13 protein-coding genes are annotated in these 11,455 nt (G+C 45.1%); 8 read left to right on the top strand and 5 right to left on the bottom strand.

Annotation, left to right across the window (positions count from 1 at the left end):
- Positions 1–179 precede the first annotated feature (179 nt).
- On the top strand, positions 180–626 hold the full coding sequence (locus QUA56_RS35410) for a hypothetical protein (protein ID WP_333368375.1): 447 nt from the start codon (positions 180–182) through the stop codon (positions 624–626).
- Positions 627–843: 217 nt separating this feature from the next.
- Entirely contained in the window at positions 844–1,002 is a 159-nt protein-coding gene (locus QUA56_RS35415; RefSeq protein ID WP_333368377.1) for a hypothetical protein, read from the top strand.
- On the opposite strand, the gene QUA56_RS35420 is transcribed toward QUA56_RS35415, so the two are convergent.
- The gene (locus QUA56_RS35420; RefSeq protein ID WP_333368380.1) at positions 999–1,286 is read right to left on the bottom strand and encodes an RNA-binding protein; all 288 of its coding nucleotides are present in this window, start codon (positions 1,284–1,286) and stop codon (positions 999–1,001) included. The genes QUA56_RS35415 and QUA56_RS35420 overlap by 4 nt on opposite strands.
- A 635-nt stretch (positions 1,287–1,921) precedes the next feature.
- Entirely contained in the window at positions 1,922–3,487 is a 1,566-nt protein-coding gene (locus tag QUA56_RS35425; protein WP_333368383.1) for a methyl-accepting chemotaxis protein, read from the bottom strand.
- 711 nt (positions 3,488–4,198) lie between these two features.
- Here QUA56_RS35425 and QUA56_RS35430 point away from each other — a divergent pair.
- The 3 genes from QUA56_RS35430 to QUA56_RS35440 all read left to right on the top strand — a co-directional run bounded on the left by QUA56_RS35430 (position 4,199) and on the right by QUA56_RS35440 (position 4,762).
- Positions 4,199–4,330, top strand: coding sequence for a hypothetical protein (locus QUA56_RS35430; RefSeq protein WP_333368386.1), 132 nt, complete (start codon positions 4,199–4,201; stop codon positions 4,328–4,330).
- 63 nt (positions 4,331–4,393) lie between these two features.
- Positions 4,394–4,516, top strand: coding sequence for a hypothetical protein (locus QUA56_RS35435; RefSeq protein ID WP_333368389.1), 123 nt, complete (start codon positions 4,394–4,396; stop codon positions 4,514–4,516).
- A 144-nt stretch (positions 4,517–4,660) separates the two neighbouring features.
- Positions 4,661–4,762 carry a zinc ribbon domain-containing protein gene (locus QUA56_RS35440; protein ID WP_333368392.1) on the top strand — a complete coding sequence of 34 codons (102 nt, stop codon included), beginning with the start codon at positions 4,661–4,663 and terminating at the stop codon, positions 4,760–4,762.
- A gap of 240 nt (positions 4,763–5,002) precedes the next feature.
- Here QUA56_RS35440 and QUA56_RS35445 read toward each other — a convergent pair whose 3' ends face one another.
- Positions 5,003–5,221: a hypothetical protein gene (locus tag QUA56_RS35445; RefSeq protein WP_333368394.1), complete on the bottom strand. Its 219-nt coding sequence runs from the start codon at positions 5,219–5,221 to the stop codon at positions 5,003–5,005.
- 160 nt (positions 5,222–5,381) lie between these two features.
- Here QUA56_RS35445 and egtC point away from each other — a divergent pair, with 160 nt between their 5' ends.
- From egtC to egtD, 3 genes are all read left to right on the top strand, one after another.
- Positions 5,382–6,170 (top strand): ergothioneine biosynthesis protein EgtC, encoded by a 789-nt coding sequence (egtC, locus tag QUA56_RS35450; protein WP_333368397.1) that lies wholly within the window; start codon positions 5,382–5,384, stop codon positions 6,168–6,170.
- Positions 6,142–7,464 (top strand): ergothioneine biosynthesis protein EgtB, encoded by a 1,323-nt coding sequence (locus QUA56_RS35455; RefSeq protein WP_333368399.1) that lies wholly within the window; start codon positions 6,142–6,144, stop codon positions 7,462–7,464. Before egtC ends, QUA56_RS35455 begins: the two co-directional genes overlap by 29 nt.
- A 380-nt stretch (positions 7,465–7,844) precedes the next feature.
- A complete protein-coding gene (gene egtD / locus QUA56_RS35460; protein WP_333368402.1) occupies positions 7,845–8,891 on the top strand; it encodes an L-histidine N(alpha)-methyltransferase in 1,047 nt (348 codons plus the stop codon).
- Between the two features lie 215 nt (positions 8,892–9,106).
- Here egtD and QUA56_RS35465 read toward each other — a convergent pair whose 3' ends face one another.
- Together QUA56_RS35465 and QUA56_RS35470 are read right to left on the bottom strand one after the other, a co-directional pair.
- The gene (locus QUA56_RS35465) at positions 9,107–9,718 is read right to left on the bottom strand and encodes a hypothetical protein (RefSeq protein WP_333368405.1); all 612 of its coding nucleotides are present in this window, start codon (positions 9,716–9,718) and stop codon (positions 9,107–9,109) included.
- A 411-nt stretch (positions 9,719–10,129) separates the two neighbouring features.
- Positions 10,130–10,444 (bottom strand): RNA-binding protein, encoded by a 315-nt coding sequence (locus tag QUA56_RS35470; RefSeq protein ID WP_333368408.1) that lies wholly within the window; start codon positions 10,442–10,444, stop codon positions 10,130–10,132.
- Positions 10,445–11,455 lie beyond the last annotated feature (1,011 nt).

The following is an 11,455-nucleotide window of genomic DNA, read 5'->3' on the forward strand; positions in this document are numbered from 1 at the left end:
CCTTCTTCCTTCTTCCTTCTTCCTTTTTTTTACCCTGAGCGAAGCCGAAGGGCCTTCTTCCTTCTTCCTTCTTCCTTCTTCCTTCTTCCTTCTTCCTTCTTTTTCCTTCCGCTATCAAAAGCTCTGATTTTAAAGCTAGGATAGAAATATCACCAACACTTTACCCGGAGGTACAAACAGTGAAATCAAAAATTATTGCAACCGCAGCAATACTTGCCGCCCTCGGCTGTCTGCATCCCCACCCAGCATTATCTCAACCTGCAACTGACGGCGGGACAAAACCCGGATTCTGGCAACCTCAAGCGCAGGTTGACAATACTCGCAACATTACCCTCAGACTGTTAAATGAAACAGGATTAAACCTAGAATACGGTCAATCAGGTGCCAGCTTGTCATCCTTGCCCGTCGGAGTCACCAAAAACATCATTGTTCGCATCAGCAATCGCACCGGCGACATTGCCAATATTCCGATTAATGCCACAGGAGGAACCACAACTTTGAAATACGACTATAACGTTGACTCGCAGCAAAACATTGTGACGATTCGCATCACCAGATCGGACAGCCGCACTAGGCAAGATCGGTCAGTTTATATTGATGAAAAAGGGCGAGTTTACTCTTTTTAAGACAGACATTCATCAACCCGGTTTCTCCTAATAAATCTTGGCTTTAGCAGCCAGGTATCGCGGAAGAAATCGGGTTTCTACACTAGCGTGCATAAGCTGTTGCGACATTTAAATTGTCTGTCAAAAAAAAATAAAGTCTTGTGGGGTGGGCGTCCCGCCCGCCCTGAATATACAATTTAAATGCGCGATAGCTTAAATTCTGTCTTTCTCAAAAAGCATGAATCAAGTGCAGCCCATAAAGAATCGATGTTTTTGGGCAGCGGATTTGACAACATTGCATCCCCAAAATCAACTGCTGCTATCAATTCGGCGCTACTGGCGCACTTGTGCATCAGGTGGGTTCCGAGAGGATGTCAACCGCCACATCGCGGACTAATATCCGCCGTTCCTCTTGATACCTGCGCCTCGATTTCCCTCTTCTTTCGGTTTAGCTTTGTTCACTCGCAAGGGGCGCCCCATCCACTCTGCACCGTCTAATTCGGCAATTGCAGCGTCTTCTTGGGCATCCTCCATCATCTCAACAAATGCAAAACCGCGCATCCGACCGGTTTCCCTGTCGGTAGGCAAGACAACTCGCTTGACAGTACCGTACTCTGCAAATACTGCTTTCAGGTCTTCTTCGGTGGCGCGGTAAGACAGATTTCCAATATAGATAGTCATGTCGATCGAACTGAACTTGTTGTGCTATACATAATAACCGATTAATTTAACTCTTAAGTGTTATCTAGCATACGACTGGGCGATCGAATCTGACTAAAAGGGTTTGCCACATTCACAAACCCTTTGTACTGGCTGCAATAGTTAGCTCGATCGAAAACAAGCTCTCACTCACCGTTCGAGTGAATGATGAGATGAATTTTGAGGCGGTGAGGAATCCCACCTCGGAACAATATTTGATTTTAATCAGATGAGTGATTTGTGGGCGACGAATCGTCAAGTATCTTCGGCAACAAAGCGACTAACAAGGTATAATATATGGGGTTATTCCCCGCCGCGATCGTTGATATAGCGGTTCTCAACTTTCGTGAGGTACTGGCTAGTTAATTACCAATTTCCCACTTCTTCAATTCTTTAATCTAAAATCTAAATTTGTACCTCACTCACTTGAGAATTGCTATACACATCTATACAGCCTTTTGAGGAAACCTACTTGACATCTCCCCAGCCCTTCCCTAGACGGCAGATGTCACCTTCAATCCTTTGGCAAAATAGGGAATGGGAAATTGGAAATGGGGAATTGGGAAAATTTTATCCCCATCTCCTTAATCCCCAGTTGAGGATATTATTTTTCTCAATTAAACTACAGATTTGAGCTTTAAAGCCGCTTTGTTAAGTGTTTGAGTGCCAACTCGACTTTGGGTAATACCGCTAGCTGTTTCCGCTGCTCCTTTATTCAGAACATTCATCGCATCTACCACTTGCTCAATAGCGATCGCCTGCTGTTTGGTATTCAAATAAATTTGCTGACTGCTGACAACAACACTGTTAATTGCATTAGCAACATTGTTAAAAGTCTCCGCCGTACTTTCAGTCAACTTCCGGCTCTTATCTAAAGTTTTATTACCCTCATCAGTTACACTCACTGTCTTATTAATGGCATTCTGAATATCGTTTACCAAATCATTAATCTGAGCCGCCGATTTCTTGCTTTGATCTGCCAGTCTGCGAATTTCCCTCGCCACCACCCCAAACCCCTTTCCTTGTTCTCCGGCGCGTACTGCTTCCACTGTAGCGTTAATTGCCAGCATATTAGTTTGATTAGCCAAATCGCTCACTAAATTAGTAATATTAGCAATCTGATTGGTTTGCTGGCTCAAATGTAAAACTTGCTCGGCGATCCCTCCGACTTTTTCCGTCAAAGTCAACATTCCCTGCTGGGTTGTCTGCACTACTTTACTGCCTTCTGCTGCCATGTTTAAGACATGACTGGCATTCTCAAGGGCTGATTCGGCTTGCATAGCGGATTGCCTCGATGATGCGCCCAATTCATCCATTGTGCTAGTTGTTTGATTGACAGAAGCAGCTTGTTGTACAGCAATACGTTCCTGTTGCTCTATGGTAGCAGCGATCTCGGTGGAAGAACTGACAATCATATTAATAATACCTTTCAGGGCCTTATCTAAAGGTTTGGCGATCGCTATACTTAAAGCTATTCCTAAAACAATCGCCGTTAGCGGTCCAACTGTCATGCCCAAGAATACAGCTACTTGAGTCTTACTGATATCAGTTTCTGCACTTTTATAAGCGCGATCTGCTTGTTTCTTGTTAGAATCAACAACGGCTAAGGTTGATTTTTCCGAGGCAATAAATTTAACGCGAGTTACCTTAGCTTGCTGAGTAAGTTTATCCAAAATGTTACTAGCTGTGTTTGCTATTGCGATTTCTGGCGAATTACTTTTACCCTGCTTAATTAGTTTTAGCTGCAAAGCCACAGGATTGAAAATTCCCATTTTTTCAAATTCTTGATTAATTCGCAGGAGTTTTCGATCTTCCTGCTTCCAATCCTCCCAATACTTAAGCATTTGTTGATAAACTGCGTCTTCCTCTGAGATGCGTGGAATGAGTTCGTATGCTTTAAACGCATCTTGAATCTGCTGCCAAGCCTTGTCCATTCTGTTTAAGGCATCTTGCCTTTCTGCTTGACTGAGTGCCGGATTAATTAGCGCTCTCTCTGATGCCTCAATTTGGGTTTGTCCCTGGTTAATTTTCAATAAGTATTCAATACTCGGTAAGTTATTTTTACCAAGAGTATCTATGTGTTGACTGAGATTAGATGTTGAGTTCCATCCTACCCAGGCAACTAAAAATACTAAAAGTCCCATCATCACAAACGCACCGATCAGTCTGGTTTGTAAATTCATTTTTCTCAACATAATATTTTTGCTTCTTTCTACTACAGCGATCCTCGCTGGAGTCACGAACACATATTGTATAGTATAGTCTTTCTCATGTAGATGAATTGCCCGTAAAAAACGAGACGCACTCCAATTAATTTTCAATCCCGCTATAAAAAGGGCGGGGTGCAGTCTCCTTTTTGACAATTTCTGTACACACCCAACTAGCCAACGAGCTATACTTAAGTCAAGGAGTTGAGTGTAAAAATGTTGGTATTGGAAGCAAAACTAGAAGGAACGAAAGAGCAGTACGAAAGCTGAATGAAGCTATTCGCACTGGTCGTTTTGTTCGGAACAGTTGCCTCAGATACTGGATGGACAACAAGGACATTGGTAAATACGAGTGAAGTGCATATTGCGCTGTACTGGCAAGCCAACTTGAGTTTGCTAAAAACCTCAATTCTATGGTACGTCAAGCTAGCGCTGAAAGAGCATGGTTTGCCATTTCTCACTTTTATGAAAACTGCAAGAAGAACAAATCAGGGAAAAGGGGTATCCTCGGTTCAAATAATAACAAATACATGGTTAGGTTGAGTCCAAAACCAGTGGATGGAAGCTTTCCGAAGAGCGGTAATATATCACTTTCTCTGACGGTTTTAAAGGGGGAACCTTTAAAATGTGGGGAACCAGGGATTTGCATTTCTATCAATTGAAGCAGATTAAGCGTGTGGGCGTTGTGTGCGTCGTGCAGACGGGTACTACGCTCAATTTTGTCTTGACAGAGAACGCTTGGATAAACCTGAACCAACTGCCCATAATGTCGGTATCGATCGAGGATTGAATCACTTCTACACCGATTCCGACGGGTAAATAGCAGCCAATCCGCGCGATATTCGTAAATCTGAAAAGTCTTTGAGGCGACTTCAACGTCGTATGTCGAAGACCAAAAAAGGTTCCAGAAATAGAGCTAAGTTTAGAAATAAACTGGCTCGAAAACACCTCAAGGTAAGTCGCCGTTTCGTTAAGACTTTGCTATCAAAACGGCAAGGTGCGTAGTGATGTCCAACGACATAGTGACGTATGAGGACTTGAAGGTGCGAAATATGGTGAAAAATCGACATCTTTCTAAATCCATTTCTGACGCAGCGTGGACTCAGTTCCGTAGTTGAGTTGGTTGATTATTTTGTGAAGTGTAGTGGGGTGGTAACAGTTCCTGTACCACCCCACTACACTTCACAAAAGTGCTCCAATTGTGGGGAGGTCGTCAAAAAGTCTTTAAGCAGCAGAACACATACTTGCTAGCATTGTGGACACACTCAGGACAGAGATTGGAACGCTGCACGAAACCTTTTAGAAAAAGCATTAACTACCGTGGATCGCATCGAAATTAACGCCTAGGCGTGAGACTGACCAATACTTGGGTGAGGAAACTTTTTTCAGCAAGTCAACTCGTAGAAACAGGAAGCCCAAAGAGCGATATTTGGAATCCCCCGCTATATTCGGTATCCCGAATTAGCGGCGGGAGGATGTCAATGTTTTTCCTTAGTCGATCGAGATTGACTGAGGCCCGCTGCTTTTACCGTTGGTGGGTTCGGCTGGGGGAGTAGTGTAGGAAGTTGAACCGGCTTGGTCGTCGATCCAGGTTTTAACGGGCTCTTCGTGAAGGTTAAGCCGAAGCAGGCCAGAAAAAAATCCGCCAGTGAAGGCGATGGGCTGTTGGATCAATTCTTTGACCACGGGGATGAGTTCGTCGATGAACATTCAGAGTCTCCTTTTGCTGCTGGGGTTCTACCTTAACTGTATCGTTTGTACTGCGATGCTGGCAGCGGCCTACAAAAAACCTTCCAGCGCTGAAGATGCGCGATCGGCTAATTTGCCGGCTATTGGTCTAAAATGCTAATTACATTGCTGCAAAAATTTTATGTGCCGTTTGCTTGGCTACCTCGGGGAGCCGATTTTACTCGATGCTATTCTGTACAAGCCGGAACATTCCCTAATTGTGCAGAGTTACCAGCCCCGCGAAATGACTTCTGGCCTACTAAATGCTGACGGTTTTGGTATTGGTTGGTATCACCCGCACCTAGATACCGATCCGTTTACCTATAAAAATGTACAGCCAATTTGGAATGACATTAACCTTCCTAGTATCAGTCGATACGTTGAATCAGGATGCGCGATCGGATACGTTCGCAGTGCAACTTCAGGACAAGCTGTAGATTTGAGCAACTGTCAGCCGTTTCAGAACGATCGCCTGCTGTTCGTACACAACGGCTTCGTGAAGAATTTTCGGCAAACTCTTTACAGACCAATTCGCGATCGACTCAGCGATACGCTTTATCAATCAATTAACGGTACTACAGATTCAGAGCATATCTTCGCCTTGTTTGTCAATGAATTGACAGCCGGAAATCTGACCGTACAAGCTGCTTTGCAAAACTCGCTGAAAACTTTGGCAGAGCTAGCAAACTTTCACCAAGTAGAATTTTCAGCTAATATAATTATCAGCGACGGACACCAACTTGTTGCCTCTCGCTTTGCTTCCCAAAAAGCCCCTCCTTCCCTCTACTGGCTGCGGGACGATTTAAATTTCCCGAATTCTGTCATCATTGCTTCTGAACCTTTATTTGCTGGCAATTGGCACTCGTGCCCAGTCCAGAGCATTATCAGTACCGGAGTAGAGCGTGATATCGAAATCTATCCAATCTTGTAAAGAGGCAATTTATCGCGATTTGCACCAGTGTCGCAGCGGCACTTTCAAGCTATTTGCAGGCATCGATTATGATACTTTTTGCCGCCAAGCTCATCCTGATTTCAGTCCGGTTGGCTGGCACTTAGGTCACATTGCTTATACTGAGGATTTGTGGCTGTTGCAGCGGTGTGCTGGATTGAAGCCGGTCTTTCCTAAGTATCACCAACTGTTTGCTGCTGATATTTTGCCTAAGAAAGAACGGGTTTATTTGCCAACGCTGGAAGAAGTTGAATGTTATTTAAATTCGGTCAGAAAACAGGTGCTACATTATTTGGAAGTAGCGCCGATTGACGAGCAAGAACGTCTCTGGCGCTTTATTATTCAGCACGAAAGCCAGCACTGCGAAACTGTTGCTTTCGTGTTGCAAATGCAAAGGAAGAAGGAAGGAAGGCACGACACGGATTTGGACACGGATACACGGATTAATTCTCTACAACACAGAGGAATAAAGCAGCAGAAATTCCCAATGCCCAATGCCCAATTCCCAATGCCCAATGCCCGATGCCCAATTACGGATTCGCCGGTGATTGAAATTCCGGGCGGGGAATTTTACATGGGAAGCGATGCTGCTGAGGCTTTGGATAACGAGCGATCGCGCCACCTGTGTTATTTAGAAGCATACTCGATCGATCGCTATCCCGTCACTTGCCGTCAATACCGAGATTTCATGGAATCCGGCGGCTATAAAAACCCTGATTGGTGGTCAGCGGACGGCTGGAAATGGCTGCAATCTCATTTAGTCGATCGACCGCTTTACTGGTCAGAAAATCCAGCTTTCAACAACCATCCAGTTTGCGGTGTCAGTTGGTACGAAGCCGAAGCTTACTGCAATTTCACCGGCAAGCGTTTGCCATCGGAAGCCGAATGGGAAAAAGCTGCGAGTTGGGATGCCAAAAATCAAACATATCGCATCTATCCTTGGGGAGAAGAACCGCCAAACGGCAGCCTGTGCAATCACGGCAATAATATTGCCAATACCTCGCCAGTTGATGCCTTTCCCAAAGGAGCAAGTGCGATCGGCTGCTGCGATATGTTGGGTAATGTTTGGGAGTGGACTGCTTCAACCTTTGACGCCTATCCGGGATTTGAAAGTTATCCTTACAGGGGATATTCTCAAGCTTATTTTGATGGAGAACACCGGGTTTTGAAAGGCGGGAGTTGGGCGACTTTTCCGCAGGCACTGCGATCGAGCTTTCGGAATTGGTATTATCCGGGCGTGCGGCAAATTATTGCTGGTTTTCGCTGTGCTAAGTAGTTCGCTATATAATTATAACTGCTATCAAATGTATTCACATTTAAGACTTAATTAGTCGGAGTTTTCAGAGGAATTTAGTCCTCAAAACTTGCCTGATAACGCTTATTTTACTGACATCATATCGATGGTTCGAAAGGAAATTTGGAACTAAATTTGGTTGCGAAATGCCCAAGTTTTTCCGATTTAAGAAGCTTAAGGAAAACAAGTTTGGTTAATTATTCAATAATTCTTGTGGATAAATTTTAAGTTTTTATTGTGGATGCGATCGCCATGCGGTGAGAAAATACAGAATGGAGAGCAGCATGAAAAATCTGACTTGAGCGCGATATTTGGCAACGCGACGGCGTGCTATACCCATATGTGCATCTAAAAACTACTCTATGAAATCCCCAAGACTGTCCGACACGGCAAACTCAGCCTCAACAAAGGAAAACCGGCTGCACTTAGAGCGACTGGTGAGCGCTGCGGCACCAACACCTGCAGAAATCAATGCAGGCAGCGATGCAGTTAGCGGGTTGACTCAAAACCCCAAATCCCTGCCTCCAAAGTATTTCTACGACGATCGCGGATCGAACCTGTTCGAGTTGATTTGCCAGTTGCCGGAATACTACCTAACACGCACTGAGACGGCGATTTTGCAGGGGTGCGCGGGGGCGATCGCCAATTTAACGGGCCCCTGCGAAATTGTCGAACTCGGCAGCGGCAGTTCCACCAAAACTCGGATTCTCCTCGATGCTTACAGTCAACTGGAATATCCCCTGCACTATTTGCCGATCGACATCAGTCCTACTATCCTAGAAAGCAGCGCTTGTCAACTGTTGGCAGATTATCCGTCGCTCCAGATTCACGGACTTGTCAGCACTTACGAATTAGCCTTAGCTAAAATTGCACCGTCGCCGTTGCCAACCCGAATGATTTGCTTTCTAGGCAGTACCCTCGGCAATCTCAACGATCGAGAATGCGATATATTCTTCTCGCAAATTGTCGGTGCATTGCAGCCGGGAGAGTATTTTTTGCTGGGAATTGACTTGGACAAATCTAAGGATATTTTAGAGCCTGCCTACGATGACAGTCAAGGAGTGACGGCGGCATTTAACTTGAATATGCTGCGGCATTTAAATCGAAAATATGAGGGAAATTTTGATTTAGCGCAGTTCGAGCATTGGGCTTTTTACAATCAAGAGGAATGTCAAATTGAAATGCACTTGAAAAGTAAAAAACAGCAAACTGTTCAGTTGCGCGCTCTCAATTTAACGGTTGAATTTGCAGCGGGAGAAACTATCCGCAGCGAAATATCGCGCAAGTTTAATCTCAATACTGTAAAGGAAGAACTTTCGCAGCGCGGTTTAATGCCAGTGCAAGTTTGGACAGATCCAAATCAGTGGTTTGGCTTGATGCTTTGTCAGATTTCTGATGTTAATAAATGAGTTCTTCAGATATTACCCACACTCAGGACACGGCAGTGCCGTGTCCCTACAAATCGGGTGATGGTTAAATCGGATTGGGCGATGGCGTCGGGCCCTCGCCCCTGCTACGACGTTTTGGGGTAGGGACACGGCACTGCCGTGTCCTCAATTTCTGTGTTGTCAATGGTTCTGAATTCAGCATATCCTCTTAGCAATTACCAATTTCCAATTCCCAATTAACAAATCGGCCGCTGTCCGGGTTTTACGGCGTGAATGTACTCGCTGCCCGAAGCCGGCCATCCCCGCTTGTAATAAGCTTCCTCCGGCTTCCCCCAGCCCAACTGCAACAAAATTTCTAGAAAATCCAACTTTTCCCACTTCGAGAGACTGGCCCATTCTGTGCGCTGGGCTAAAGCCTCTACATCAACCGGCTCGATCGAGCGAAAATCCTTTCCGCTGTTAACACTTAAATACAAATCCATCCCCGCAATTACCTGCTGCCAGAATTCCAACATAGCAATCTTAGCTGCCTTCAGCGTCATCAAATCAACAGGTAGAGCGATTAATTCGTCATGCACTGCCGGATAGCGTAGAGTATTGCCTTTAACCGCCATTTCCCGCCAAACAATCCCAGAAATTTGATGTTCCCGCTGGTATTCGTGCACGGCAGCCTTAAAATTTTGATAAGCAGTGAACTTCTGCACGCCCTCAGATTTGAGAAAGCGGTCAATCACGGGGTTGCCTGTAGCAGGAGTTTCAGTCAAGTTGAGGCGCCGCCCGTGCAAGCAGGCTTGGCGCTCTTCTTCGAGGATTTTAATGAGTTCCGCCGTGCTGTAGACCTTAGACATCTTTATTCAGGCAAAATCAATACATTTGCTGGTCTGGCTGGTTTGATCGGCTAATTTTCAGTAAAGATTGTTTGTTTTTCGATCGAGATCGCTTTTGCCGTTATTCTAACTTTAAAAAATCTTTGTGCTTAATTCTAGTTTGATAGTTTACAGGAGTCGAGCCCAGAAATCCCGAAAGCCTGTTAAAAACAGAAGTTAAGAGGATACCTAATCGCGAATTAGACTGGGAAGTTCGCCGCGGGCGTACCTCGGGGGATTTTTCGCCAAAAACAAAGCCCCCTCGAAAGAGGGGGCAAAACTGATTTAGAGGTTTGGGAGTTTTATTTGATGGGTCGATCGAACAACCCGAAAAAAAAGCAGCATTCGCACCTGCCGTCAACTACCAAAACTCAAATTTTTCAGTCTCAAAGCTTAGTTGCGTCGTGAAGAGCGACTGCTGTCGCCCCAGCCACCGCCGCCGCCCGAGGAGCGTTTGTTGTTGTTTTCGCGAGGTTTGGCTTTGTTGACTTTCAAGTCGCGGCCCATCCACTCAGCACCGTCTAGGGCTGCGATGGCTGCTGCTTCTTCTGCCTCGCTTGCCATTTCCACAAAAGCAAAACCCCGCATCCTGCCTGTTTCCCGGTCCATTGGCACTTGGACGCGGCTTACAGTACCGTACTCGGCAAATACTTCGCTGAGGTCGTCTGATGTGACCTCATATGAAAGATTACCCACGTAAATCGACATAAAATCTCCAGAATCATTAGGGTGCAGAGATTTAGATTCGGAGAGACGCTTGTAAATAAACACCAACAAACTACGCAACCGAATTTAATTCTTGGAAAACCACTATAACATGAAGCCAGCAGAATCAGCCATTGGCTGTCAGAATTTTCAATTTTGGGTGCCGTCGTCGGGCAATCTCCCACAGAAAGTATTCGTGATAACTGACATCTTGTACTCTTGGCTTCATCCGCTTGGTTTCTTGCTGCGCGATCGATCTGAGGGCTGAGATTTTTCGTCGCTGTTACCAGTTGATTGGGTTTGATTGAGAACAATACCTGAAATCAATTATAACTGACATCAGGCACTGTTCTCGCTAGGCAAGCATCCTGCCCGTTTCACCAGAGATAAATCTTTTTAGCCCTAGATTCATCTTCCGACTCAATCTCCAATTTCCAATCTTCCGTTTCTCATCGAATTGGATTTAGCGCCAGGGAATGCGGGTGCGAATGCGGCAAGCATCTTTGTCTTTGTCCGCTAGTTACATCTCGAACATAATGCACTTTGTTTTCAACGCCCCAGTACCTCGAATCCTTTCTCCAAAAGCGTGAGTCGTCTCGATAAAAAAAGCAATATATTAGCGAATTTCGATCGTAACTTCAATCACAATTGCCCGATGCGGCAGGTGTTCGGACTAAACTTGAATCAACGTTTGTATAAAAATTCAAATCAGGAACTCCATCAAGTATTCGACTAATGCTGACTCTGTTAATAAGAGGATTGAGAGTAACCGTTCAGGGGGTGTGCCTGCGGCGCACCACCCCAAGAGGAGTTTGAGCATCAATCTGGGGGGGTGACAAGGAGCCTGGAACCCTTATTTGGTAAGGATTGAGGCAATGTGTGGTAAAAAAAGATAGGCAGCAAAATTGTTACAGGCTTGCCTATCTAAAAAATAATGTTACCAACATTCTACCAGACACATTTACAAAAACAACTAACTTTAGCTCAGTTGAAAGTGATGGAACTCTTGTTACC

This window comes from Microcoleus sp. N3A4 (genome assembly GCF_036701805.1).
In the GTDB taxonomy this organism is placed as follows: domain Bacteria; phylum Cyanobacteriota; class Cyanobacteriia; order Cyanobacteriales; family Microcoleaceae; genus Microcoleus.

What these genes read in the sequence shown, in the direction of transcription:
- QUA56_RS35415 (WP_333368377.1), top strand. Translation starts at nt 844, where the DNA reads ATGAATCAAGTGCAGCCCATAAAGAATCGATGTTTTTGGGCAGCGGAT.
- QUA56_RS35420 (WP_333368380.1), bottom strand. Translation starts at nt 1,286, where the DNA reads ATGACTATCTATATTGGAAATCTGTCTTACCGCGCCACCGAAGAAGAC.
- QUA56_RS35425 (WP_333368383.1), bottom strand. Translation starts at nt 3,487, where the DNA reads ATGAATTTACAAACCAGACTGATCGGTGCGTTTGTGATGATGGGACTT.
- QUA56_RS35435 (WP_333368389.1), top strand. Translation starts at nt 4,394, where the DNA reads ATGTCGAAGACCAAAAAAGGTTCCAGAAATAGAGCTAAGTTTAGAAAT.
- QUA56_RS35445 (WP_333368394.1), bottom strand. Translation starts at nt 5,221, where the DNA reads ATGTTCATCGACGAACTCATCCCCGTGGTCAAAGAATTGATCCAACAG.
- egtC (WP_333368397.1), top strand. Translation starts at nt 5,382, where the DNA reads ATGTGCCGTTTGCTTGGCTACCTCGGGGAGCCGATTTTACTCGATGCT.
- egtD (WP_333368402.1), top strand. Translation starts at nt 7,845, where the DNA reads ATGAAATCCCCAAGACTGTCCGACACGGCAAACTCAGCCTCAACAAAG.
- QUA56_RS35465 (WP_333368405.1), bottom strand. Translation starts at nt 9,718, where the DNA reads ATGTCTAAGGTCTACAGCACGGCGGAACTCATTAAAATCCTCGAAGAA.
- QUA56_RS35470 (WP_333368408.1), bottom strand. Translation starts at nt 10,444, where the DNA reads ATGTCGATTTACGTGGGTAATCTTTCATATGAGGTCACATCAGACGAC.